Below are 24673 nucleotides of genomic sequence, written 5' to 3'. Positions count from 1 at the left end.
CTGGTGCGGATGAGGGGGCGCCTGGAGAAGAAGCCGTGGCCGGGGTCTGCCTAGAGGCGGTCCTCCGCCGCGGCGTCCTCTTCCTCGGACTTCATGCGGTGCGGGGCCGAGGGAGAGTAGCGGCGCTGGAGGTAGCCGGCGGCCTGCTCGCGCAGCGCCGGGAAGAACAGGTACCCCACGGCCCAGGACACAATGAGTCCAACGATCGCGGCCATGACCAAACCCACGCGGAGGTAGGCGCACAGGGCGAACACCGCGAGGGCCACGCCGAAGCGCAAGAGGGTGAACTTGATGAACGGCACGACTGCCCCTTACTTGAGTCCGGAGTACGAGTGGATGCTGTTGAACACCACGTTGACCACGGCGAAGTTGAAGATGACACAGGCGTAGCCCGCGATGGACAGCCAGGCGGCGCGCGTGCCGGTCCAGCCTCGCGTGGCACGGGCGTGCAGGTAGGCCGCGTAGACCACCCAGATGATGAACGTCCAGACTTCCTTGGGGTCCCAGCCCCAGTAGCGGCCCCACGCCTCATTCGCCCAGATGGCCCCGGCGATGAGAGTGAAGGTCCAGAAGATGAACGCGATGATGTTGATCCGGTACGCGAAGTTCTCGAGGCTCGCGGCGGAGGGCACACGGCTCAGGACGGGCATGGGGTCCACCCCGGTGGCCTCGATGCGGGCCGTGCGCCGTGCCTGGAACAGCTGGAGGACGGCCATGGCGAACGTCAGCGTGAAGAGTGCGGAGGAGAGCACGGCGATGGAGACGTGGATGACGATCCAGTAGCTCTGGAGAGCCGGGACGAGGTTGCCCACGGGCGTGGGGAAGCCGATCGCGGCGGCGCAGAGCATGAGCGTCACGAGGCCCGTGACGAAGGCTCCGAGGAAGCGGAGGTCCCGCCGGACGAGGACGAGCAGGAACACGGCGGCGACGATGAACGCGCCCGTGGTGCAGAACTCATACATATTGCCCCACGGCACGCGGTGTGCGGCGACACCGCGCATGACCACGGCCGTGCCGTGGATGAGCGCGGCGATGACCATGATGGCCACCGCGGCGCGGCCCTGGGGGCGGACCCGCGAGGAGTCGTACTCCATCTCGGCGTCGGCGAAGAGCTCGTCATCGGCCCGGCCGCTGGCGCGCGCACCCGGGGTGGATGCCGCGTTCTCCCGGGCCTCGCCGTCCTCGAACCAGTCCTCGGACGAGCCCCCGGCGCCAGCCGAGGCCATCGCGGGGCGGCGGGCCCCGGAGACCGTCCGCTCCGACGCCGTGCCTGCCGCCTTGGCGGCTGCGGGCTTGGCCGCGGCCGCACGGGCGAAATCGAGCGTGAAAAGGATGAACGCCACCGCGTAGGTGGCAGCCGCGAAGTAGACGAGGTCGCCGGCCAACTGGCCGAGCTGCTCGTTAACCGGTGCGATCATGAGCGGTTCTCCGAATCTGAGGTGAGGTGCTTCTCGAGGAGCTCGCGGACGGCCTGCGCCTCCCGGGAGAGGCGCAGGTCCTCACCGCGGGCCAAGAGGCCATATCCAATGACAGTCCGTCCATTGTCGCCTGGCTCAAACGTGAGCCAAAGACGACGGCGAGCGATGAGCAGCGAGGCAATGAGCGAGAAGAAGGCGAGCCCGGCGAAGAGCGCCGCGAGGCCCTCTCCCGGGTCGTGGTGGACGTCCACGGCGATGTACCGCTTGAGCCCGCTGAAGGTGATGGAGCCGAGTCCGTTCGGCAGCTCGGCCGTCTGGTTCGGGGCGAGCACGATGCCGTTGCCCTTGGCCCGGCTGTTGAGCTCCGTGAGTGGCTTCGTGTCCAGAACGTACACGTTCTGCGGCTTGCCCGCGTCGAGGCCGAGGTCTCCCGTGTAGGAGTTCAGGGTCAGCGTGGGTGCGAACGGATCCGGGTCCGCGGAGTACGACACGTTCTGGGCGTTCCTCATCGTCGTCGGCAGAAGGAAGCCGGAGAAGGCGAGCTGACCGGGCTTGGCGTCCGGCACCTTGAGGACGAACAGGGACGTGTACATGCCGTCCTGCGGGACGGCCACCGCGGGACCCTGGTAGGCGACCTTGCCTTGGCCGTCGCGCACCGTGATGACGGGCGCGTAGCCGTTGCCGATGAGGTAGACCTTGTCCCCGCCGAGCGAGAGCGGGCTGTTGACCTGAAGGACCTGCTTCTGGGGTCCCTCGCCGGTGTCGGTGGTGACGTCCGCGTGGAAGGCGAGCGGCTGGCCGTAGTGGGACTTGGAGTCGCGGTCGAACTGGACCGAGAACTTGTCGAGCTTGACCGCGTAGGGCGTCAGCGAGTCCTCGGAGAAGCGGCTTCCCGGGTTGAACGTGTCGTAGGAGGCGAGGGTGTTGACGAAGGTCTCCCCCTCCACGATGATCCGCTGCCCCTTGTACCCGTAGAGCCCGCCGATGGCCACGGCGATGAGGACGCCGATGAGGCTCGCGTGGAAGACGAGGTTTCCGAGCTCCTTGACGAGGCCCCGCTCGGCGCCGATGGAGGGACCGCGCCCACCTGCCGCAGGCCGGACGTCCACACGGTAACCGCGCTTGCGCAGCAGGGCTGCGGCCGCGTCAGCCGCCCCGGCGGGCGTCCACCCGTCGCCGGCCTCGAGGGAGCCGTGCTCCGGCAGCCGCTCGAGGCGGGCCGGGGTCTTCGGCGGGGCGGAGCGCCAGTGCCGGTAGTGGACGCGGGCGCGCGGGATGACGCAGCCGATGAGCGAGATGAAGAGGAGGAGGTAGATCGCGGAGAACCACGCGCTGGAGAAGACGTCGAAGAACTGGAGCGCGTCGAGGACCGGGAAGAGGTCCGGGTGGTCCTTCTTGTATTGGGCCACCTTGACGGCGTCCACGGAGCGCTGCGGGAAGATTGAGCCGGGAACCGCGCCGACGGCGAGGAGCAGGAGCAAGAACAGCGCCGTCGACATGGACGTGAGCTGGGTCCAGACGAACCTGAGCCAGCCGAGCGGACCGAGCTTCGGCTGTGCGATGTCGTCAGATGCGTGGGCCATGAGTGAGGTGCCTTAGATCGGGGCCGAGTATTCGGTGCTGAACCAGTTCTGGAACGCGCTCATCCACTCGGTCCAGAGCCCGAGGGCCATGAGGAGGCCGAGGAGGACGAGCAGCGCGCCGCCCGCGAGGGAGATGGCGCGCCGGTGCTTGCGCAGGGCCGCGAGGCGTCCGAGCCCGCGCCGCACGCCGAAGGCGATGAGGACGAACGGGATGCCGAGCCCGAGGCAGTACACGAACGCGAGGAACGCGCCTCGCCAGGGATCGGGGCTCAGGGCGCTGGACATTGCGAGGACCGCGGCCAGCGTGGGCCCGATGCACGGCGCCCACCCGAGCGCGAAGACCGCGCCGAGCAGCGGCGCGCCCACGAGACCGCGCGGCGGCTGCCAGGCCAGCTTGGCCTGGCCCTGGAGCCAGGGGATGAGCCCCATGAAGCCCAGCCCCAGGACCATGACGACGACGCCCAGGACCCGGGTCAGCCACCGCCCGTCACCGTTGATCCAGTAGAACAGCTGGGCGGAGACCGCGCCGGCCAGGACGAACACCACGGAGAAGCCGAGGACGAAGAGGACGACGGCGGGGACCACGCGGGACTTGCGCCCGTTCTCCAGCTCCTCGCCGGACAGGCCGGTGACGTACCCCAAGTACCCGGGGACGAGCGGCAGGACGCACGGCGAGAGGAACGACACGAGCCCCGCAAGGGCCGCCACGGGGATGGCAAGCAGGAGGGGGCCGTCGGCGACCGTCTCAGCGAACGGGTTGGCGGCGGCCAGGGGGGCGAGGGCGCTCAGGGGTTCAGACATGGAGGCTCAGGCGATGTTGTCCTTGATGAGCGTGTCCAGCGTGGACTTGTCTGCGGCGCCGAGGATGCGGGCGGCCACGCGGCCCTCCGGGTCCACGACGACGGTCACGGGCACGGACTTGAGCGGCACGTACTTGGACAGCGCGAGGAGGACCTTGCCTTCGATGTCCCGCACGGACGGGTAGGCGATGCCGAACGCGCGCTCGAACGCCTCCGCCGTCTCCTTCTCGTCCCGAACGTTGGCGCCGAGGAACGCGGCGCCTTTGCCCTTGTACTTGGCGGAGAGCTCCTTGAGCACGGGGGCCTCGGTGCGGCACGGGGCACAGGAGGCGTACCAGAAGTTGATGACGAGGACCTGGCCTCGGTAGTCCTCCGCCTTGACCGTCTTGCCGCTGAAGAGCGGTGCCTCGAAGGAGATGGGCTCGCCGCGCTTGTCCTTGGCGAACTCCTCCACGGAGCCGTCCCCGGCGATGTAGTTCTTTCCGTCCCCGTCTGCGGCCTGCTTCGCAAGGTCAGACTTCTCGCCGCATGCGGCCAGCGGCAGGGTCATGGCGGCGGCCGCGAGACCGAGCACGGCACGGCGGTTCAGCGCACTGCGAGGCGGGAGGGCAGACATGCCTTCCAGTATGGCAAACGAGCCTGAGAGGTCGCTCTGTGGGGGCGCTCCTCCCCCGCCGCCCCGCTGCGGGCCCCGAAGCCTCCATCCGGCCTCCCCGGGGCCGGCGGCAGGACCGCGCCCCGGGGACACGCCCCGCGGCCTCCCCCGCTACGCGCCCGGGATGCTCGCGGCGCCGTGCGTGAGCTCGATGTTCGGCTCGTCGTACCGGACCCCTTCGAGCGCGCCGTCGCGGAAGTCGAAGCTCGTCACGGATGTGAGCGAGCACTCCCTGGATCGCGGGTCGTGCCAGAGGCGGCGGCGCTCGGCGGAGCGGCGGGCCACCCAGATCGGAAGCTGGTGGCTGACGACGACGGCCGCCACCCGGGTGCCCGGCGCCCGGACTCCGGCGTTGCGCTCCGCGCCTTCCCGGGCGGCGTCGATGGCGCGCGCCATGCGAGCAGCCTGCGCGGCGTAGGGCTCTCCCCACGAGGGTCGGAATGGGTTGTAGAGCAGCGGCCACGAGGCGGGGCTCTTGATCCGGGACGTCATGCCGCTCAGGCCCTCAAAGGCGTTGGCCGCCTCGATGAGGCGCTCGTCGATGTTCACGGGCAGACCGAGCGCGCGGGCCGTGGGCTCGGCGGTCTCGCGGGCGCGTTCGAGGGGGGATGAGACGAGGTGCGTGATCCGCTCGCCGCTTGCGGCGAGCATCATGAAGTGGTCCGCCGCCGCCTCGGCCATTTCCCGCCCCAGGTCGGAGAGGTGGTAGCCGGGCAGCCGGCCGTAGAGGACGCCCTCGGGGTTGTAGACCTCGCCGTGGCGCACGACATGGACAGTGGTGAGGAGCTCGTGGGTCATGTCCTCATGATGCCAGGTCGGGCCGGAAGACTCCTGGCCGGGCTCCGTGGTGTGCCGCTCGGCCTGCCTGCAACGCCCCGCGAGCGGCGGCGGGCTACGCGGCGCGCTCGGCCATGAGGCGGCGGAACCGTGCCGGGTCGATCACCCAGAAGTCCCGGGGAACGCCGTCGATGACGAGGACGGGGATCTCGGCGCCCATGCGCGGCCCCAGCTCGGGGTGATCCTCGATCCGGGCCTCGCGCGCCTCAACGCCGAACTCCGCGGCGACGTCCGCGACGAGCGGCTTGGCCGCCCGGCAGGCGGAGCACTCGCGGCTTGTCACGAGCACGACTGCGGCTGCGCGCAGTGGGTCCCCATGGCCGGCGGGGACGGGGCTCAGCTCAGTCATGCCCACCAGGCTATCGCGCGCGGCAGCCCGTCTCTGAACGCACTGCGGGCCGGACACCGTGAGGTGTCCGGCCCGCAGTTGTCACGCCTACTTCTTGTTGCGACGCTGGTGGCGAGTCTTGCGAAGAAGCTTGCGGTGCTTCTTCTTTGCCATACGCTTGCGGCGCTTCTTGATCACAGAGCCCATGCGGTTCCTCACAAAATGGTTGTGCCGCTCGACGCCCGCTCGGGGCGGGTGCGGCAGTCGTGGATTCGCTTGCGCGAAACGATCATCTGTCCTCGGCCGGGTTGACACGTGATGTCAACCCATTGGACACCCGACTTTCGAGCATACCGGTCATGCTGTGTCCTCGCGAAATCCACGCCTCGTGCTCGGGTGCCCGGCGGAGGCGACGGAACGTCCGCGCGGCGCGTCCCGGCCCCGGTTCGGCGGCCCCGGTTCGGCGGTCCCGGTTCGGCGGTCCCGGCTCAGCGCCCGTTGCGGCGGCGCGTCAGGCGGGACAGGCGGGGCAGGCCCGCGAGATTCTGGAGGAACGAGGCCGTGCCCTCGGCGTCTTTCTGGGCCTGGCGGGCCTGCGCGGCCTCGGTCTCGGCCAGCTCCGGCCGCGGGGAGGGCGCGGTTGAGGCTCCGGGGGCTGTGGCTGGCGCCTCGCCTTCCGCGGCGGGCCGGGGCTGCTGGACGCGCGACGACGCGGTGGCCCGGCGCGGCCCCGTTCCGACGGCCGGCCTCTCGACGCGAGAGGGACCCGCAGGAGGCTGGGTCGAGGCCTGTGCGTCTGCAGCCCGGGCGGCTTGGGGGCGGGGCTCGGCGGCGAGCTCGCTCGCGGCCGGGGCCGCCGCGGGGGGCTCGTCCGCGGCCGGGGCCTGTGGCTCCGCCGGAGCGGGGTCGGGCGCGGCGGCCGCGTCGTCGTCATGGGAGACCAGCCCGGCCGTCTCAAGAGCCCAGGCGGACAGGGCACGGAAGGCCGCCGGATCCACCCGGTAGAGGCGGCGCTGGGCGTCGGGGCGCATCTCAATGGCGCCCGCCTCGCGGAGCACCCGGAGGTGCTTGGACGCCGCCGGCTGCGAAATGCCGAGGCGCTCCACGATCTCCGTCACCGAAAGCTGCTCAGGCCCCAGGGCCCGCACGATCCGGCGCCGAGTGGGCTCCCCCAGGCTCGTGAGAAGTCGCTCCAGTCGCTCGTCCCCGCCGGTCTCCACAGTCATGGGGTCCAGCCTATCTAGTCGAACCAGGGATCGAGTCCGTGAAGGGGCAGCGCCTCCTTGCGTGTGGCCATGATCGCGCGGTCAACGGGGTCGTCCGGGTCGAACCCCACCTCCCAGGAGCGCCACCAGGTGTCCACGTCCTCGCCCATCGCCGCAGGCGCATCCTTCTCGCACCGCTCCTTGACGTACCGCCGCCAGGCGTCCGGCGTCGCCTCCGTGACGGAGATGGGCTTGCCTGCCGCGACAGCGCACAGGTGCGTCCAGGCGCGGGGGGTGGTGCCGACGACGTCGTAGCCGCCGCCGCCGGTCGCGATCCACCGGTCCTCGCACAGGTCGTGGGCGAGGCCCGCGATGGAGATCGCCGCCATCCTCTGCGCGTCCACGCTCACGCGCAGGTTGCTCAGCGGATCGTCCGAGTGCGAGTCGCACCCGTGCTGGGAGACGATGACCTCCGGCTTGAACGCGGCCGCCACCTGCGGAACCACGGCGTGGAAGGCGCGCAGCCAGCCGGCGTCGGACGTTCCCGGAGGGACCGCGATGTTCACCGCCGAACCGGGCGCGTCGGGCCCGCCCGTCTCGTACGGGAACCCCGTGCCCGGGAAGAGGGAGACCCCGGACTCGTGGAGGGACACCGTGAGGACGCGGGGGTCGTTCTCGAAGATCGCCTGCGTGCCGTCGCCGTGGTGGGCGTCGATGTCAATGGAGAGGACGCGGGTGAACCCCGCCTCGAGGAGGCGGGCAATGGCCCCCGCGACGTCGTTGTAGATGCAGAAGCCCGAGGCCGCGCCGCGAGCCGCGTGGTGCATCCCGCCGGCGAAGTTGACCACGTGCTTGGCCCGCCCGTCCGCGACGAGCTCAGCCGCGCGCACCGAGCCTCCGAAGATCATGGCCGCGGCGACGTGCATGTCCGCGAACGCCGGGTTGTCCTGCGTCCCGAGCCCACGGGCGGCATCCGTGACGGAGGGGTCCGCGCTCGTCGTCATGACGCGAGTGATGTAGTCCGGATCGTGGACGGTCTCGAGCTCCTCGCGCGAGGCCACGTGCGGACGGTGCATCTCGACGTTGGGCAGCTCGAACACGCCGAGCTCCTCCGCGAGCCGCTTCGTCAGGTCCAGCCGCACCGGGTCCATGGGGTGCTTGGGCGAGAACTTGTAGCGCAGCAGGCTGTCCGAGTAGATGAACGACGTCGGTACCGGAGGAAAGGAGAAACCGGAAGGACTGTACATGCCGAACAGGCTACGCTAAGGGCTGTGGGTTGAGGCCTTTCATGACGGCCCCCGCAGCTGGGGTGACAGCCCGCTCGGCCACTGAAGCTCATCCCGCAGCGGGCCGGGTCAGGCCCGTCCCCGATTCCCACGCCCGATGGAAGACCCGCCATGCCCTCCCCAGTGATCACGTGCTGACCGACCCCTCCCGGCACGAGGCCGCCACGTCGATGCGGCTCACCTCGGCCCGCCCCGCTCCGCAGCGGACGGTCCTCTCCTCGTTCGTCTCGAGCCGCAACCTCGTCGAGTCGGCCATCAACTCCTCCCCCGCGCGCCTTGCGATTCTGGCCTTCCTTCTCATCGTCACGCTGTTCACGGTGCTGCTCATGCTGCCGGCCGCGTCGAGCAACGGACAGTCCACCCCGCTCCATGACGCCCTCTTCACGGCCGTGTCGGCCGTGTGCGTGACGGGGCTGACGGTCGTCTCCACCGCGGACCACTGGTCCTTCTTCGGCCAGGCCGTCATCCTCCTCGGGATCTTCATCGGCGGCCTCGGGACGCTGACGCTCGCCTCGATCCTCGCCCTCGTCGTGTCCAAGAAGCTCGGGGTGCGCGGCAAGCTCATCGCCCAGGAGGCCATGAACTCGGGCAACCGGCTCGGCGAGGTGGGCTCGCTCCTGCGGATCGTCATCTCGGTGTCCCTCGTCGCCGAGGCCATCATCGCCCTGTGGCTGTTCGTACGCTTCCTCACCCTCGGGGAGACCCCGGCCCAGGCCGCCTGGCACGGCGTCTTCTACGCAATCTCCACGTTCAACAACGCGGGCTTCACGCCCCACTCGGACGGCCTCATCCCGTACGAGTTCGACCTCTGGATCCTCGTGCCGATCATGCTCGGCGGGTTCGTCGGATCCCTGGGCTTCCCGGTCATGCTCGTGCTCATCAAGAAGGGCCTCGTCTTCCGCACGTGGAACCTGCACGCCAAGCTCACGGTCCAGATGAGCCTGCTGCTGCTCGTCGTCGGCGCCATCCTCTGGGGGCTCATGGAGTGGGACAACGTCAAGACGATCGGCACGCTCAGCACCCCTGACAAGATCGTCCACGCCCTCTTCGCCTCGGTCATGTCCCGCTCGCTCGGCTTCAACCTCGTGGACATGAACGCCATGACCTCGGACACCATGCTCCTGACGGACATGCTCATGTTCGCCGGCGGCGGCTCGGCATCCACGGCCGGCGGCATCAAGGTCACGACCATCGCGGTCATGTTCCTCGCGATTCTCGCCGAGGCGCGGGGCGACGAGGATGTCAAGGTCTACGGCCGCACCATCCCGCCGGGAGCCATGCGCGTGGCCATCTCGGTCATCGTCATGGGCGGCACCATCGTCGCCGTGGGCACCCTGCTGCTCCTGCGCATCTCGCACGAGAGCCTGGACCGGGTCCTCTTCGAGGTCATCTCGGCCTTCGCCACGTGCGGCCTGTCCACGGGCCTGTCCGGCGAGCTGCCGGCCGAGGGCAAGTATGTCCTCACCATTCTCATGTTCTTCGGCCGCGTCGGCACCGTGACGCTCGCCGCCGCGCTCGCCCTGCGCGAGCGCCGAACCCTGTACCACTTCCCGGAAGAGAGGCCGATCATTGGCTAGGAACTCCAACCAGAAACAGCGGGAGTTCGACGGGCCCGTCCTCGTCGTCGGGCTCGGTCGCTTCGGCGCGGCCACCGCGGAGCAGCTCGTGCGCCAGGGCCGCGAGGTCCTCGCCATCGAGAAGTCCGCGAACCTCGTGCAGAAGTTCTCTGGGCTCCTGACGCACGTGGTCCAGGCGGACGCGACGAACATCGAGGCGCTCGAGCAGCTCGGTGCCCAGGAGTTCACGTCGGCCGTCGTCGGCGTGGGCACGTCCATCGAGTCGAGCGTGCTCATCACGGCGAACCTCGTCGACCTCGGGATCGACCAGATCTGGGTCAAGGCCATCACACCGTCCCACGGCAAGATCCTGACGCGCATCGGCGCGCACCATGTCGTGTACCCCGAGGCGGACGCGGGCACGCGAACCGCTCACCTCGTGGGTCGGCGCCTGCTCGACTTCATCGAGTTCGACGACGGCTTCGCGATCGTCAAGATGTACCCGCCGCAGGAGGTCCGCAGCAAGACGCTCACGGAGTCCCGCATCCGCGAGAAGTTCGGCGTGACCATCGTGGGCGTCAAGTCCCCCGGCCAGGACTTCACGTACGCGCAGGCGGACACGTTTGTCGCAGGCGATGACACCCTCATCGTCGCAGGCGAGGTCCCGCTCCTCGAGCGGTTCGCGGCCCAGCTCTAGGACCGCCTCTCGCGCCCCGCTCGCCTTCCGCGGCGTCCGGTTCATGACGACGACGGTGCCCGCCCGGGGCTGATCCGGGCGGGCACCGTCGTCGTCTTCTCACAGACGCGGGCGCCGCGGAGCCGCAGCCCCGCAGCGCATGGACGGGGCGGTCAGGCCTCGGCGCCGCCGAGCTCCCGCTCCATGTCCGAGGCTTTCTCGGCGCAGGCGCGCTGGCCGGCGGCGATGCCCTCGCGGACGCCCTTCTCGTCGAACGTCGTGATGGCTCGGTCCGTCGTGCCGCCGGGGCTCGTGACGGCCTTGCGGAGGGCCGCCGCATCGTGATTCTGGCCGAGCATGGCGCCCGCGCCGCGCACCGTGAGGGCGGCGAGCTTGCGGGCCAGGGCCGGGTCGAGCCCGAGCTGCGCGCCCGTGTCCGCCATGGCCTCCGCGAGGTAGAACGCGAATGCGGGCCCGGAGCCGGAGACGGCGATGAGCGCGTTGATCTGCTCCTCCGGGATGCGAACGACCTCGCCCGCGGCGCCGAGCACCGAGGCGACGGCCGCGATCTGCGCGTCGGTCGTGCGCGCGTTCGGGGAGATCGAGAGGACGCCCATCTGGAGGGTGCTCGGGGTGTTGGGCATGCAGCGGATGATCGCGGCGTCCGGCAGCGCCTTCTCCATCATGGCGAGCGTCACGCCGGCTGCCACGGACACCACCACGGTGTTCTCGCGGAGGGCCGGGGCGATCTCCCGGCACAGGTCCACGATCCCCTTGGGCTTCACGCCGAGGACGACGACGTCGGCCCATCCGGCGAGATCCCGATTCGCCTCGGGGTGCTCGCTCGCGGCGAGAACGTCGACGCCGGTCTCCTCCGCGAGGGCCGAGGCCGAGGACGCGGAGTTCGTCGTCGCCCGCACCGCGGACGAGGGGAAGCCCGCCGAGAGGACGCCGCGCAGGATCGCGCCGTTCATGTTCCCGGTGCCGAGGAAAGCGATGTTCTTGGAATCAGTCATGGTTCGATCCTCTCGCGCCGCGCCCGTGCCGCGCCACCCGCGGCAGCCGCGCCCGGCGCAGGGCCAGGCCTCGCCGCCCGCACGTGGCACGGGGCCACACCTCGCCGGGGCGCTGCCGTGAGGATCCCTGTGGAGAGGCTGTGCGAGCCGGAACAATTCCCTCCCAGCCGCACTGGCCCCTCCACCCCCTCCACGGGCGTTCTCCCGCGCTGTGACGGGCGTCCGGGGCGGGTCCCCTCCCATGCGACCCCCCGCCGGGCCGTCCGTCTCCCCGAGAGCGTTCAGGTCCCGCTTGGCTGAGGCTGAGCTGCCGTGTCTAGAGTCAGAGGCACCTCGTGAGAGGTGTGAGTGATGAGTCGCGGGGTTTGAGAGCCCCCGGCGTGGAGGCCGGACGGATCGGATTGAGAGCCCGATCAATCGTCCGGCCTCCGTCCTTTCCCCGGGCCCCAGCCGCGAGCCGCTCCGTGTCCGGCAGACAGGCGCCGCTCAGGAGGGGATCAAGACTGCCCGAGGTGACGCCGCGTGAACTCGAGGGAGCGCGCCAGCCACTCTTCGCGCTCGCCGGCAGCCGTGGCCTTGCGCGTGCCCACCTCGACCACGGCGATGCCGCTGAAGCCACTGGACGCCGCGAACTCGAGGGCCTCGGCCACGGGCTGGTCGCCGTCGCCCGGAAGCAGATGCGAGTCCGCCGTGCCGCCCGCGAAACCGTCCGTCACGTGGATGTGCCGCAGCCGCGGCCCCAGCTCCCGGAACGCCTCCAGCGAGTTGACGTGCGCGAGGGCCGCGTGGGAGAAGTCCCACGTGATGTGGTCGTACGCGTGCGGAATGGGGTCCCAATGCGGCAGGTACATCTCGACCTCTCGGCCGCGCACGCGCCACGGGTACATGTTCTCCACGCAGACCTCCACGCCGTGCCGCGCCTCCAGCGCGCGCACGCCCTCCACGAACTCTGAGGCGTACTGCTTCTGCCAGCGGAAGGGCGGGTGGGCGACGACGGAGGCCGCCCCCAGTTCCGCCGCGAGCTGCGCGCTGCGCTCCATCTTCTGCCACGGGGAGCCCCAGACCTGCTGCGTCCAGAACAGGGTCGGGGCGTGGATCGCGAGGATCGGCTGATTGTGCCTCGCGCTCAGGCGCTGCAGGCGGGCCACCTCCCGGGAGTCAAGCAGGTGAGTGACCATGACCTCCACGCCGTCATACCCGAGGTCCGCGGCGGTGGAGAACGTGTCCGCGACCCCCCTGGGGAAGAGGCACGACGTACTGAGTCCAACGGGGATGCTCACGGGCGGCCCTTTCGGCGACGGCGGAGGAACGTGGACAAGCCTACGCGCCGCGCCCGGGGGCTCGCTGCGGCGCCCGTCCCAACGGGGCGTATGCGCGCTAGAAGGCGACGTGCCCGACGCCGACGTAGGCGAGCGGCTCGTCTGACTCCATCATGAGGGCCTCGAAGCGACGGAGGATGATGCCCTCGCGCAGGGCCCACGGGCAGATGAGCATTGACTCGATCCCGAACGCGTCCATCGCCCCCAGCGCGACGAGCGCGCCCGCCAGGAGCTGAGGGGCCCTCACTTCGGAGACACCCGGCAGCTCGGCCCTCTCCTCGATGGGCATGGCCTCGATCCTTCGGGTCCACAACCGCAGGTCCTCTCGCCTGAGCTCGCGGCGCGCATAGAGTCCCGCCGACGACGGCGCCGCCCCCGTGATCCGGGCCAGGGACCTGAACGTCTTCGACGTGCCCGCCACCAGGTCGGCCCGTCCGAGCACCTCGAAGCGCCGAGCCACCGGCTCAATGAGGGACGCCACGTGCTCCCGGGCCTCCCGGACCGCGCGGGGCCGCGGAGGGTCGCCGGGAAGGTGGGAGCGGGTCAGGCGGCTCGCCCCGAGCGGGACGGACTCCGCGGCGGCGGGGAGGGCGTCGTCCCCCATGGCCATCTCGAAGGAGCCGCCGCCGATGTCGAGGTTGAGGATCTTGCCCACGGACCACCCGTACCAGCTGCGGACGGCCTGGAACGTGGCCGCAGCCTCCTGCGGGCCGGAGAGGACTTGAAGGCGGACGCCCGTCTCGGCCTCGATGCGGTCCAGGATGGCGGGGCCGTTGGCGGCGTCCCGGAGGGCGGACGTGCAGAAGGCCAGAAGGTCCTCGGCCCGGTGAAGCCGGGCGAAGTCACGGGCCTCGCGGACGAAGCCGATGAGCTCAGTCTGCCCGCGCTCCGTCACGGCCCCGGCCCCGTCGAGGTGCTGAATGAGGCTGAGCGGCTTCTTGTGGCTTCCGTACGCCACCGGCTGCGCGCCGGGGTGCGCGTCGACGAGGAGGAGGTGAACGGTGTTGGAGCCGATGTCGAGGACGCCGAGGCGCATGGTCCGAGGTCTTTCTCTGCAGGGCGGGCCGGACGAGGCGGGGCCTGGGGCGCGAGGCGGGTGTTGAGCCCGCGCCCCGGACCGCTACTCGGTCTTCTTCGCGGCCGCCTTCGCGGTGGACGTCTTGGCGGCGGTCGCCTTCTTCGCGGGGGCCTTCTTGGCCGCAGGCTTCGCCGTCGTCGTCTTCTTGGCCGCCGGCTTCTTGGCGGGCGCCTTCTTGGCCGCCCCGCGCTTGACTGGGCCGCGGGCGCGCTTCTCGGCGAGGAGCTCGATGGCCTGCTCCCGCGTCAGCTCCTCAATGGAGGAAGAGCGCGGGACCGTGATGTTCGTCTCGCCATCGGTGATGTACGGCCCGAACCGGCCCTCCTTGACGACGATCTTCTTGCCGCTCGTGGGGTCCTCGCCGAACTCCGCGAGCGGGGGCACGGCCTTGCGGGCGCCCCGCTGCTTGGGCTGCGAGTAGATCTCCAGCGCCTCGGGCAGCGTGATGGTGAAGATCTGCTCCTCGGTCTCGATGGAGCGCGAGTCCGAGCCCTTCTTCAGGTAGGGGCCGAAGCGGCCGTTCTGGACCGTGATCTCCTCGCCCGACTCGGGGTCCGCGCCCAGGACGCGCGGAAGGCTCATGAGCTTCAGCGCATCCTCGAGGGTGACGGTGGCGATGTCCATCGACTTGAAGAGGGAGCCTGTGCGCGGCTTGGGCTGGGCAGGCTTCTTCTTCGGCTTGGGCTTGCCGTTCTTGTAGTACTCGGTGGGCTGCTCGGCGAGGATTCGCTCGATGTCCTCATCCGTGAGCTCCGGGATCACCTCGGTCACGTAGGCGCCATAGCGCCCGTCCTTAACGACGACGTCGTAGCCGCTCTCCGGGTCCTGGCCCAGGACACGGTCCCCATGCGAAGCCTGCTCCAGCAGCTCCTCCGCCTTGGCCGCCGTGAGCTCGTCCGGTGCCAGGTCCTCGGGGATGTTGGCGCGCTCAGGCGCGCCCTCGGGGATCTCGCCGGTCTCGGTGTCCACCCCGCGCTCGAGGTACGGGCCGAACTTGCCGACGCGCACGACGATGTCCGAGGTGATCGGGATGGAGTTGATGGCCCGGGCGTCGATCTCCCCCAGGTTGCTCACGACCGGCTCCAGGCCCTGCTTGGAGTCCGACCCGAAGTAGAACTCGCGCAGCCACTCGGCGCGGCCGGCCTCGCCGCGCGCGATCGCGTCAAGGTCCCCCTCGAGGTCGGCGGTGAAGTCGTAGTCGACATAGGTCCCGAAGTGCTCCTCCAGGAGGCGCACCACGGAGAACGCGATCCAGCTGGGGACCAGGGCCGAGCCGCGCGTGCGCACGTACCCGCGGTCCATGATCGTGGAAATCGTCGCCGCATACGTCGAGGGGCGGCCAATGCCCTTCTCCTCGAGAGTCTTGACGAGCGAGGCCTCCGTGTAGCGGGCCGGCGGGCTCGTGACGTGCTCGCTCGCCTCGATCTCGCGGCCGGTGAGCTTGTCTCCCTGGACCACGTTGGGGAGGCGCGACTCCTGCTTGGCCTCATCCGCAGGCGCGTCCGTGCCCTCCTCGTAGGCCGCGAGGAAGCCGCGGAACGTGATCACCGTTCCGGATGCGGCGAACACGGCCTCGCGCGGGGTGGGCTCGTTGGTCGTGGCCGCGATGCGCAGCGAGGCGGTCTGGCCCGTGGCGTCCTCCATCTGCGAGGCGACCGTGCGCTTCCAGATGAGGTCATAGAGCCGCAGCTCGTCCCGGGACAGCTTGGACGCCACCTCGGACGGCGTGCGGAAGCGATCGCCAGCGGGGCGGATGGCCTCGTGCGCCTCCTGCGCGTTGGCGGACTTGGACGCATAGACGCGCGGCTTGGCCGGAACGGAGTCCTGGCCGTAGAGCTCGGCGGCCTGGGCGCGCGCGGCCGAGACAGCCTGCGAAGACAGCGCCGTCGAGTCCGTTCGCATGTACGTGATGTAGCCGTTCTCGTACAGACGCTGCGCCACCTGCATGGCGTTCCGCGAGGAGAGGCGGAGCTTCCGGGACGCCTCCTGCTGAAGCGTCGAAGTGGTGAAGGGCGCTGCGGGGCGACGACGGTACGGCTTGGACTCGACGCCCGCAACCGAGAAGCGGGCTCCGTCCAGGGCGTCCTTGAGGGCCGCGGCGGCCTGCCCGTCCAGGCAGACGGCCTTGGTCTTGAGCCTGCCGTTGTCGTCGAAGTCCCGGCCCGTGGCCACCTTGGCTCCGTCAAGGCTCGCGAGCTTGGCCTGGAACGCGGATCCCTTCGAGGCGTCCTCCGGCTCGAACTCCGCCGTGAGGTCCCAGTACTCGGCGGCAACGAACGCCATGCGCTCCCGCTCCCGCTCCACGACGAGGCGCGTCGCCACGGACTGCACGCGGCCCGCAGACAGGCCCCGGCCCACCTTGCGCCACAGGACCGGCGAGATCTCGTAGCCGTAGAGGCGGTCGAGGATGCGCCGCGTCTCCTGGGCGTCAACGAGGTCCTCGTCCAGCTCCCGGACGTTCTCGAGGGCCCGCGTGATGGCCTCGCGGGTGATCTCCGTGAAGACCATGCGGTGCACGGGAACCTTGGGCTTGAGGACCTGGAGGAGATGCCACGCGATGGCCTCGCCCTCGCGATCCCCATCAGTTGCGAGATAGAGCTCGTCCGCGCCCTTGAGCAGGCGCTTGAGCTCGGTGACGGTCTTCTTCTTGTCCGGGTTGACCACGTAGTACGGCTCGAAACCGTTCTCCACGTCCACCGCGAACTTGCCGAGGGGAGACTTCTTCAGCTCGGTCGGCAGCTCGGAGGGCTGGGGCAGGTCCCGGATATGGCCCACGGAGGCCGTGACGTCGAAGTCCGCACCGAGGTATCCCGCAATCGTCTTGCTCTTCGCGGGAGACTCGACGATGACGAGCTTCCTGCCAGTCGGTGCAGCCTTGGTGGGCACGGTTCTCCTTGAAATCGGCGTCGGGGCCTGAACGGCCTCCGCATCATGAAAGATTACCTGGGACTGCGGGCCGGTCATGCCCAGGCGGCGAGATTCACTCCGCCGGGAGCTCCCCAGGCGCGCCGCCACTGCCCGCGGCGCCGCGGAAACGTCCCGTGTCCTCGCGGCCCGCGCCGGTCTGCGCGGCGTCCTCCACAGCCTCGGCCGCCTGGCCGGAGGCGGAGGGCTCGCCCGCGGCGGATTCGCCGTACGGGCTCCGCTCGGCGTCGACCTCAGGAATAAAGGAGAAGAAGAAGCGGTAGAACTCCGTGGCCTCCCCCGCCTCCTGGGCGGCGAGGGCGGCCTGGCTGGGGCGACGGAACCGCCGCAGCAGCGCCCACAGCTCGTCCGCGAGCTCCTCCCGCTCCGCCGGCGTCAGCAGCACCGCCCCTTGCGTGACCGTCGGGAGGCGGCGCAGGTCCTCGAGGCTGCTGCCCTCCGGCACGGCCGGCCGCGGTGTGGCCAGGTACTTGGACACACGGTCCCGGAGCTGGGAGATCTGGGTGTCGAACATGCCGAACGAGCCGGAGCCCCCGTTGACCACGGACGTGTCGATCGTCAGGTGCGAGCCCGCAGACTTCCAGTGCCGCTCCCGGCCGTCGCCGTTGCCGCCGGCCCGGATGACGAGCCCCCACCGCTCCAGCGAGCGCAAGTGGTAGCTCATCGCGGACGGGGTCAGGCCGAACCTCGTGGCAAGCTCTGTGGCGGTGAAAGAGTCGTCAGAGTCGAAGAGCGCCTCGATCACTTGCAGGCGGACCCCATGCGCCAGCGCACGGATTGCTTTGGGGTCTGAGAGCACGACGGCACCCTGGCGGGCGGAGGGGGCCGCGCCGTCAGCGTCGTCGGCCGCGGGCGGCCGTTGTTCTGCGGTCATGACTCGTCATCATAGCCCGCTGACGTTTCAACGCGCGGACACCGCCGGCGCGGTGTCCGAGGCGGTCTGCTCACCTTCCGGGAGCAGGAGCCCGTGGTCCACGAGGTGGAGAGCCTCCTCGACGAGCCTCTCGGGCATCTCCGCGTCCTCGAGGATCGCGCCGAGCGCCTGGGCCAGCTGCCCCAAGGTCAGCTCGCCATCCGCGGCGGAGACGAGCCCGGCCATCTCGCTGGAGAGCAGCGCCGTCCGCCGCAGCCCCGCCCCCTGGCGGAGCAGGATGACGCCCGGGTGCTCTGCCCCCGGCCTCTGGTGCCTCTCCTCCGTCACGTCCTCTGCGGGGCTGAGCCTCCACTCGGACGACGACGCGCCTGCGGCAGCGATGGCCCTCTTGCGCTCCAGGGCCGCCGCGAGGTGTGGGCCCACGGGCTGCTCGATGGGATGCGTGATCTCCTCGAAGACCGAGCCCTGCCACCACCCGGACTCGGCCTCTGCGGGCCGCCGGAGCAGGATGAGGCCGAAGCCCACGCGGTCCGTTCCCCGGGCGGCGAAGTCGTCCCGGTACCGGGCCAGAGCGGCCGCCAGGGCGTCGTCGTCCCAGTCCTGGAAGGCGTCCGTGAGCCAGGTGAGTGCGTAGCGGAGCGTGTCCGTCTCCTCGCGCTGAATGAACCAGGCGTCGGCGGCCGGCGCGGCTGCCCCCAGTGCCTCGGTCCCCGGCTCGCGTGTCCCAGCTGCATCAGTTCCGGCCGGGTCCCCTGCGACCCAGGCGCGGGGGCGCGCATCCCACGGCTCGCCCGCCCGGATCTCCCAATTGCCGAGCATCTGGGCGAGCCCGCCCGGGGCCAGGACACCCGGAAGCTGGCGCACGAGCGTCTCGACGATCTGGTCGCCGGGCAGGCCGCCGTCGCGATACGTGTAAACGCCCTCCGCGTCGCCCGAGCGCGGTGTGATGACGAACGGAGGGTTGGACACAACGAGATCAAACTGCTCCCCCGCCACGGGCTCGAGCAGGCTTCCGGCGAGGAGGCGCACGCGCGGTGCGCCGTCCGGCCCGGTGAGGCTCAGCGTCTCGGCGTTGAGGAGGAGGTTGAAGGCGGTGACGTTGAGGGCGCGCTCGGAGATGTCGGTGGCCGTGACCTTGTCGCAGTGCGAAAGCATGTGCAACGTCTGGACGCCGCACCCCACCCCGAGGTCCAGGGCCCGGCGGGCCGGCGTGCGGATGACGGCCTGGGCCAGCGTGCGCGAGGCCTGCCCGATCCCCAGGACGTGCTCGTGCCCCAGGGCGCCCCGGCGCTGGTGCGAGCCGAGGTCCGACGCCACCCAGACGGCCCCGATGTCGTCGCTCTCGTACGGCCGCAGGTCCATGGCGGGGCGTTCCGGGGCGCCTTCAGCGTCCGCCTCTCTCCCGCCGACGACGGCGCTGGCGCGCTCCTCCCCCGCCGCGAGATCAGGGCCGCTTGAGCTCTCGGTGGAGCCCACACGGGTGCGGGAGTCGGCGAGGCCGAGGTCGCGGAGACCCTGCAGCCCAGTGCGGGGGAAGGCGGCCTCGAGCCGGGAGGCTGTCTGGGGCACGGCGAAGAGCCACCAGGCGGCCATCGTCACGAGGGCCTGGGCCGGGTCCGCAGGGTCGAGGCGGGCGCGGGCGTCGTCGAGATCCAGCCGCCCGGGGGCCAGCTGCTCCAGCCACAGCTGCTCCATGGCGGCTGGTCCGATCAGCTCCGAGACGCCGTCCACGGTGTACCCGGCGGCGAGGAGGTCCTCCCGGAGGCGGGTCATGAGACCCGTGTCCGCGAGGTTGAGCGGTCCGGGGAAAGACCAGCTCACGCGGCGGCCCGCTCGCGGCAGCCGGCGCAGGGTCCGGCCTCGGTGCGGTCCGTGTGGGCCTCGCAGTACGGCTTGAGGGTCCGGCAGCCGGGGTCGGCGCAGTTCCGGAGGGTTGACGTGGGCTCGCCGCAGTCCTCGCAGCGGCCGATCACGGCGGCGTCCTCGGAGAACGTCACGCTCATGCGGCGATCGAAGACGTAGAGCGAGCCCTCCCAGAGTCCCTTGTCCCCGAACGTCTCGCCGTAGCGCACGATCCCGCCCTCGATCTGATAGACGTCCGTGAAGCCGCGCTTGACCATGAGGGCCGAGAGCACCTCGCAGCGGACACCGCCTGTGCAGTAGGTGACCACGGACTCGTTCTTGAGGTGGTCATACTTGCCGGAGTCCAGCTCGGCGATGAAGTCGTGAGTCGTGGCCACGTCCGGGACGACAGCCCCTGTGAAACGGCCGATCTCCGCCTCGGAGGCGTTGCGCCCGTCGAAGAACACCACGTCCCGGCCCTCCGCGCGCCGGCGCTCGACGAGCTCGTGGACAGCCTCGGGGGCAAGGGGTGTGCCGCCGCCGACCACGCCGTTCTCGTCCACTTCGAGCTCCTCGGGCGCGCCGAAGGCCACGAGCTCGGGCCGTGCCTTGACCGAGAGGCGCGGGAAGTCCTCGGCCGAGCCGTCCGAGTACTTGACGTCCATCCCCCTGAATCCCGGGTAGGAGCGGGTCTCGCGGACGTAGGCCTTGACGTCCTCGAGACGGCCGCCGACAGTCCCGTTGATCCCGTGCGGGGAGACGAGGATGCGCCCAGTCAGGCGCAGCCTCTCGCAGAGGGCGCGCTGCCACAAGCGCACTGCCTCCGGGTCAGACAGGGGCGAAAAGGCATAATACAAAGCGATCTTCGAAAGGGCCACGCACCCAATTCTACGCGGCCCCCTTCTCCCGGGCGGCCCTGGCCTGCCGTGATCGGACTGTGATCTGGGAGTTTGGTGAATTCCGGGACTCGCCGCGCGACGGCGGGGTACATTCAAGCCATGGACGCACAGGAAGTCGCACAGCTGGCCACCGCGTGGACCCAAGGTTGGGCCCTCGCCCGCAACTACGAACCCGCCGAGGAGGGTGGCGCGATTGTCGTCACTCGACACGACCGCGACGGGCTGATCGAGCACATCCTCGTCTGCCCTGCCGCTGAAGACCTCGAGCGGCACGGTCCGGAGTTCGCCGGGCCGGATCGAGTCACCATCGTCTCCACCGATCTCCCCGCGGTGCTCGCCTGGGCCGGGGGGACGAACCTGTCCAAGGCCCCCTCGGTGGAGACCCTCATGTCCACTGACATGCACGGCCACGACGTCGAGGCTCCGACCCCTCCCGGGGACGGGATCCGTGTGCAGACCGAGTCTCCGCGCGAGAGGGTGACTTCTGTCAAGGTGTACCTCGGAGAGGACCTCGCGGCCTCGGGAAGCGTCGCGGTGGTCGGGAACACCGCGGTGTTCGATGCGATCTCCACGGAGCCGGAGTTCCGCCGCCGCGGCCTGGCCTCGTTCGTCATGCGCACGCTGGCCCACGAGGCGCTCAAGGACGACGTGGAGACCGGGCTTCTCCTCGCCTCGCCGGACGGCCTGCACTTGTACCGCCACCTGGGATGGGATGAGATCGCGAGCGTCCCCGTCTTCACGCCGGAGAGTGCTTGAATCGAGGGGTGTCATCCTCTCCCCTTTCCGCGCTCGGCCTGAGTGCCCACTCCCGGCCGGGCGAGCCCGAGTCTCTCCGCCACGTCCGGGCGATTCCCGCCCGCCCCGCCCGCGAGGCGGCCTGGCCGGACTGGGTAGAGCCCCGGGTCGTCGAGGCATTCGGACGCGTCGGGGCCTCGTCTTTGTGGAGCCACCAGGCTGAGGCCCTCAGCGCAATCCACGCCGGTCGGCACACGATCGTCGCCACCGGCACGGCCTCGGGCAAGTCCCTGGCCTACCAGGCTCCCGTGCTGGACGCGCTCGTCCGCGCGGAGGGCCTAGACCCGGTCAGCCTCGAGGCGCGGGGGGCCACGGCCCTGTACCTCTCTCCGACCAAGGCGCTCGCCGCTGACCAGGAGTCCTCCCTCGCGGGCCTGCGCCTGCCGGGCGTCCGGGCTGCGGTCTTCGACGGGGACAGCGAGACGAGCGAGCGGGCCTGGATCAAGGCCCACGCGAACCTCGTCCTGACCAACCCGGACATGCTCCACCATGGCATCCTGCCGAATCACGTCCAGTGGGCTCGCTTCTTGCGCCGGCTCTCCTTCGTCGTCGTCGATGAGGCGCACTCGTACCGCGGCGTCTTCGGCTCTCACGTGGCCAACCTCCTGCGGCGCCTCAAGCGCCTCTGCGCTCACTATGGGTCCCATCCGGTGTTCATCGGGGCCAGCGCGACGACGGCGGAGCCTGCGGCCTCGTTCGCCCGCCTCATCGGGGACCCCGCGGTGGCGGTCACGGAGGACGGCTCGCCGTCCGGGCAACGGCATGTCCTGCTGTGGGAGCCCGAGCTCACCGACTTCACCGGGGAAAACGGGGCGCCCGTGCGCCGCTCGTCCATCTCGGAGGTCTCGGACCTCATGGCGGACCTCGTGGCACGGGGGACGAGGACCATCGCCTTCATCAAGTCCCGCAAGGGCGCGGAGGCCATCTCGTCCGAGGTGTTCAGGCTGCTCGACGATGTCGACCCCGCCCTCAGCCTCCGCGTTGCCGCGTACCGCTCCGGGTACTTGCCGGAGGAGCGGCGGGAGCTGGAGCGGCGCTTGAGGACGGGGGAGCTGCTGGGCCTCGCGTCCACGCCCGCCCTTGAGATGGGGATCGACATCGCGGGCCTCGACGCAGTCCTCGTGGCCGGCTGGCCGGGCACCCGCGCGTCCTTCTTCCAGCAGATCGGGCGGGCGGGGCGCGGGACGGGGGACTCTCTCGCCGTCCTCGTGGCCTCGGATGATCCCCTGGACACCTACCTCGTCCACCACCCGGAGGCGATCTTCGGCGCAGGCGTCGAGGCCACGGTGATCGACGAGCAGAACCCCTACATCCTGGGGCCCCACCTCTGCGCGGCGGCGGCCGAGAGGCCGATCGCTCTCGACGAGGCGGACCTGTTCGGCCCCGCCGCCCCCTCTCTCTTGGACCAGCTCACGGCCCAGGGGTACTTGCGGCGCCGCCCAGCCGGCTGGTTCTGGACGCATCCGGAGTCGGCGGCGGCGATGGTGAGTCTGCGGGGCGACGGCGGCGGGCCCATGAACATCATCGACGCGGACACGGGCAGCCTCCTTGGCACGATGGACTCCCCCCAAAGCCATTACCAGGCCCACGAGGGCGCTGTGTACACCCACCAGGGCGCGACATACCTCGTGCTGGAGCTCAACGAGCGGGACCATCACGTTCTCGTGACGCGCGCCAACCCGGACTACACGACCACGGCCCGGGACGTGACGAGCATCGAGGTCATCGAGGCCCTCCGCGAGCGCCATTGGGACGGGGTCCGCGTGTGTTTCGGGGACCTCCAGGTGCAGACGCGCGTCGTGGGGTTCCAGCGCAAGGCCATCCCCGGCGGGGAGGTCCTGGGCGAAGAGCCGCTGGACCTGGGCGCCCGGGACCTGCGGACCAAGGGCATCTGGTTTGAGATCCAGCCCGGCATCCTCGCCGCGTCCGGGCTGGAGGAGCCGGACCTGCCGAGCGCGCTTCATGCGGCTGAGCACGCCATGATCGGCCTGCTGCCGCTCGTGGCCTCGAGCGACCGCTGGGACATCGGCGGCGTCTCGACGGCGCTGCACGCGGACACGGGCGTGCCCTCGATCTTCGTGTACGACGGCCACCCGGGCGGGGCCGGGTTCACCGAGCGCGCTTTCGAGACCGTGCTCGTCTGGCTCACCGCCACGGCGGAGGCCATCAAGGCGTGCGAGTGCGCGTCCGGGTGCCCGTCCTGCGTCCAGTCCCCCAAGTGCGGCAACCGCAACAATCCGCTCTCCAAGTCCGGCGCGCTGAGCCTGCTCAAGGCGCTCATCTCTGCGGCGGGCCGGCCTGAGCCCGGTGCTGGGCCGGCCACGCCAGCCCCTCCCCGCCGGCCTCAGCCGTGACCGCCATGTCCTCGCCCGTCTCGGCGCATCCTGCAAGCCGCGCGCCGTTGGCCTCGACGACCCGCCGCGCCACGGCGCAGGGCTCCCCGCCAGCCAGGCCCCTCTGGGCGTCTGCGGCCGCGAGCGCGCCGAGCTCCGCGGCGGTCTGAGCCTCCAGAGCGGCCACCCTCGCGGCGACGACCCCTGAGGCCCCGGTGATGAGTCCCACCGCGACGAGGAGGACGCCGATGACGGCCACCGTGCCCGACCCCTCGTCGGGGTCGCCGTCCTGACCGCAGGACAGCGCCAGGCCGGCGGCCCCTCTGGCTCGCGTGCCGCATCCGCGCCTCGCGTCCCCTCCCTCTCCCCGCTCCGGGGTCCCGTCCTCGAGCGGCTCGCGCCCTTGCTGTTGGCTCCTGCGCGAGCGGCGCGCCTGGTTGTCGTCACCTCGTACCTCATTGCCCTGCCTCGCCATTGACGTCGTCATCGTCGCCGCCCTCCTCTACGCGGGCTGTCGCCTCGCCGGTCAGGATCGGGAGGTCCCACCCCATGACCGCAGCGGGATGGGATCGGGCCCGGACCGTCACGAGGTCCCCTTCCCGGGCCACTGTGACCTCGGCCCCTGGGGCGGACCGTGACGCCGCGGCCTCGACATCCGCCGGTGCCGCCCCGCGGGCCGCCTCACGCGCGCCGGCGCGTGCGGCGTCCTCCAAAGCGAGTCTGTGAGAGCCTCCCACCCAGACCGCGACGACGATGGCCGCCACCGCGATCACCGACGGCATGCCGAGCGCGAACTCGGCCGTGACGCTGCCGTCGTCGTCCGCCGCGGCGGGGTCTGTCCCGCGCGCGTGCGGGAGCACAGACCTGTGGCGGGCCCGCGCTCCCACGATGATGGGCCAGCTCACGGGTTCAGGGCGCGCTCGATGACCCCCTGGAGGAGGGCCTGGACCGCCCCTGACTTGACCACAACCGCGAGCACACCCGCGAACGCCACTGCCGCGAGCGTCAGGATGGCGTATTCGGCCGTGGTCGCTCCGGCGTCCGGGTCCTCGCATTCCGGGCACGGCTCGGGACCGGCCCCGCACGCGTCCGTCCCCGGGCAGACTGCCGGCTGGGCCGCGAGGGCCGCGGCGCCCGCCTCAGTCCCGGGTTCTGCGGGGCTCCACGTCTCTGTCAGGGCCTGGGCATGGGCCGGCGTCAGTGTCTGGGCAGTCAGTTCGGTCTCCACAGCTGCGCTCATGGTGTCTC

General features: G+C 70.7%; 24 protein-coding genes. 4 read left to right on the top strand and 20 right to left on the bottom strand.

Annotated features, from left to right (window positions below; all coding sequences use genetic code 11):
- Nucleotides 1–50: 50 nt before the first annotated feature.
- From J2S35_RS06690 to J2S35_RS06645, 10 genes are all read right to left on the bottom strand, one after another.
- Nucleotides 51–302 carry a DUF4229 domain-containing protein gene (locus tag J2S35_RS06690; protein ID WP_309851292.1) on the bottom strand — a complete coding sequence of 84 codons (252 nt, stop codon included), beginning with the start codon at nt 300–302 and terminating at the stop codon, nt 51–53.
- Between the two features lie 9 nt (nt 303–311).
- On the bottom strand, nt 312–1418 hold the full coding sequence (gene ccsB, locus J2S35_RS06685; RefSeq protein ID WP_309851290.1) for a c-type cytochrome biogenesis protein CcsB: 1107 nt from the start codon (nt 1416–1418) through the stop codon (nt 312–314).
- Entirely contained in the window at nt 1415–3001 is a 1587-nt protein-coding gene (resB, locus tag J2S35_RS06680) for a cytochrome c biogenesis protein ResB (RefSeq protein WP_309851288.1), read from the bottom strand. Before resB ends, ccsB begins: the two co-directional genes overlap by 4 nt.
- Before the next feature lie 12 nt (nt 3002–3013).
- Nucleotides 3014–3802, bottom strand: a complete 789-nt coding sequence (locus J2S35_RS06675) for a cytochrome c biogenesis CcdA family protein (protein WP_309851286.1) — start codon at nt 3800–3802, stop codon at nt 3014–3016.
- Nucleotides 3803–3808: 6 nt separating this feature from the next.
- Entirely contained in the window at nt 3809–4417 is a 609-nt protein-coding gene (locus J2S35_RS06670) for a TlpA family protein disulfide reductase (protein WP_309851284.1), read from the bottom strand.
- A gap of 150 nt (nt 4418–4567) precedes the next feature.
- On the bottom strand, nt 4568–5254 hold the full coding sequence (locus J2S35_RS06665; protein WP_309851281.1) for a histidine phosphatase family protein: 687 nt from the start codon (nt 5252–5254) through the stop codon (nt 4568–4570).
- A gap of 94 nt (nt 5255–5348) precedes the next feature.
- Nucleotides 5349–5642 carry a glutaredoxin family protein gene (locus J2S35_RS06660; RefSeq protein ID WP_309851278.1) on the bottom strand — a complete coding sequence of 98 codons (294 nt, stop codon included), beginning with the start codon at nt 5640–5642 and terminating at the stop codon, nt 5349–5351.
- An 87-nt stretch (nt 5643–5729) separates the two neighbouring features.
- Nucleotides 5730–5828: a 30S ribosomal protein bS22 gene (locus J2S35_RS06655; protein WP_003792170.1), complete on the bottom strand. Its 99-nt coding sequence runs from the start codon at nt 5826–5828 to the stop codon at nt 5730–5732.
- A 281-nt stretch (nt 5829–6109) separates the two neighbouring features.
- Nucleotides 6110–6847: an ArsR/SmtB family transcription factor gene (locus J2S35_RS06650; RefSeq protein ID WP_309851276.1), complete on the bottom strand. Its 738-nt coding sequence runs from the start codon at nt 6845–6847 to the stop codon at nt 6110–6112.
- A gap of 14 nt (nt 6848–6861) precedes the next feature.
- A complete protein-coding gene (locus J2S35_RS06645; protein WP_309851273.1) occupies nt 6862–8073 on the bottom strand; it encodes an acetoin utilization protein AcuC in 1212 nt (403 codons plus the stop codon).
- A gap of 209 nt (nt 8074–8282) precedes the next feature.
- Between J2S35_RS06645 and J2S35_RS06640 the strand changes: the two genes are divergently transcribed.
- Together J2S35_RS06640 and J2S35_RS06635 are read left to right on the top strand one after the other, a co-directional pair.
- Entirely contained in the window at nt 8283–9689 is a 1407-nt protein-coding gene (locus J2S35_RS06640; RefSeq protein ID WP_380083854.1) for a TrkH family potassium uptake protein, read from the top strand.
- The gene (locus J2S35_RS06635; RefSeq protein WP_309851268.1) at nt 9682–10365 is read left to right on the top strand and encodes a potassium channel family protein; all 684 of its coding nucleotides are present in this window, start codon (nt 9682–9684) and stop codon (nt 10363–10365) included. Before J2S35_RS06640 ends, J2S35_RS06635 begins: the two co-directional genes overlap by 8 nt.
- Before the next feature lie 152 nt (nt 10366–10517).
- Here J2S35_RS06635 and proC read toward each other — a convergent pair whose 3' ends face one another.
- The 7 genes from proC to trhO form a co-directional block, all read right to left on the bottom strand.
- Nucleotides 10518–11360 (bottom strand): pyrroline-5-carboxylate reductase, encoded by an 843-nt coding sequence (gene proC / locus J2S35_RS06630; RefSeq protein ID WP_309851265.1) that lies wholly within the window; start codon nt 11358–11360, stop codon nt 10518–10520.
- A gap of 497 nt (nt 11361–11857) precedes the next feature.
- The gene (locus J2S35_RS06625) at nt 11858–12640 is read right to left on the bottom strand and encodes a sugar phosphate isomerase/epimerase family protein (protein WP_309851263.1); all 783 of its coding nucleotides are present in this window, start codon (nt 12638–12640) and stop codon (nt 11858–11860) included.
- Between the two features lie 97 nt (nt 12641–12737).
- Nucleotides 12738–13715 carry a Ppx/GppA phosphatase family protein gene (locus J2S35_RS06620; RefSeq protein WP_309851261.1) on the bottom strand — a complete coding sequence of 326 codons (978 nt, stop codon included), beginning with the start codon at nt 13713–13715 and terminating at the stop codon, nt 12738–12740.
- Between the two features lie 84 nt (nt 13716–13799).
- Nucleotides 13800–16643 carry a type I DNA topoisomerase gene (gene topA, locus J2S35_RS06615; protein WP_309851258.1) on the bottom strand — a complete coding sequence of 948 codons (2844 nt, stop codon included), beginning with the start codon at nt 16641–16643 and terminating at the stop codon, nt 13800–13802.
- 94 nt (nt 16644–16737) lie between these two features.
- Nucleotides 16738–17556, bottom strand: coding sequence for a helix-turn-helix domain-containing protein (locus J2S35_RS06610; RefSeq protein ID WP_309851255.1), 819 nt, complete (start codon nt 17554–17556; stop codon nt 16738–16740).
- 27 nt (nt 17557–17583) lie between these two features.
- Entirely contained in the window at nt 17584–19377 is a 1794-nt protein-coding gene (locus J2S35_RS06605; RefSeq protein WP_309851252.1) for a DUF7059 domain-containing protein, read from the bottom strand.
- Complete coding sequence (gene trhO / locus J2S35_RS06600; protein WP_309851249.1) at nt 19374–20276, bottom strand: oxygen-dependent tRNA uridine(34) hydroxylase TrhO; 903 nt, start codon at nt 20274–20276, stop codon at nt 19374–19376. Before trhO ends, J2S35_RS06605 begins: the two co-directional genes overlap by 4 nt.
- A gap of 120 nt (nt 20277–20396) precedes the next feature.
- On the opposite strand from trhO, the gene J2S35_RS06595 reads away from it, so the two are divergent.
- Nucleotides 20397–21053: a GNAT family N-acetyltransferase gene (locus tag J2S35_RS06595; RefSeq protein WP_309851246.1), complete on the top strand. Its 657-nt coding sequence runs from the start codon at nt 20397–20399 to the stop codon at nt 21051–21053.
- Nucleotides 21054–21061: 8 nt separating this feature from the next.
- On the top strand, nt 21062–23446 hold the full coding sequence (locus J2S35_RS06590; RefSeq protein WP_309851243.1) for a DEAD/DEAH box helicase: 2385 nt from the start codon (nt 21062–21064) through the stop codon (nt 23444–23446).
- Here J2S35_RS06590 and J2S35_RS06585 read toward each other — a convergent pair.
- Genes J2S35_RS06585 through J2S35_RS06575 form a run of 3 tightly spaced genes read right to left on the bottom strand, consistent with a single transcriptional unit; the run spans nt 23370 to nt 24665 of the window.
- Entirely contained in the window at nt 23370–23912 is a 543-nt protein-coding gene (locus J2S35_RS06585; RefSeq protein ID WP_309851240.1) for an Rv3654c family TadE-like protein, read from the bottom strand. The genes J2S35_RS06590 and J2S35_RS06585 overlap by 77 nt on opposite strands.
- Nucleotides 23881–24330, bottom strand: a complete 450-nt coding sequence (locus tag J2S35_RS06580) for a TadE family type IV pilus minor pilin (protein WP_309851237.1) — start codon at nt 24328–24330, stop codon at nt 23881–23883. The genes J2S35_RS06585 and J2S35_RS06580 overlap by 32 nt, the downstream gene beginning before the upstream one ends.
- Nucleotides 24327–24665: a DUF4244 domain-containing protein gene (locus tag J2S35_RS06575; RefSeq protein WP_309851234.1), complete on the bottom strand. Its 339-nt coding sequence runs from the start codon at nt 24663–24665 to the stop codon at nt 24327–24329. Before J2S35_RS06575 ends, J2S35_RS06580 begins: the two co-directional genes overlap by 4 nt.
- Between the last annotated feature and the right edge of the window lie 8 nt (nt 24666–24673).

This window comes from Falsarthrobacter nasiphocae (assembly GCF_031456275.1).
In the GTDB taxonomy this organism is placed as follows: domain Bacteria; phylum Actinomycetota; class Actinomycetes; order Actinomycetales; family Micrococcaceae; genus Falsarthrobacter; species Falsarthrobacter nasiphocae.
Note: the sequence above shows the minus strand (reverse complement) of the source record. Positions and strands in the feature narration are given on the sequence as shown.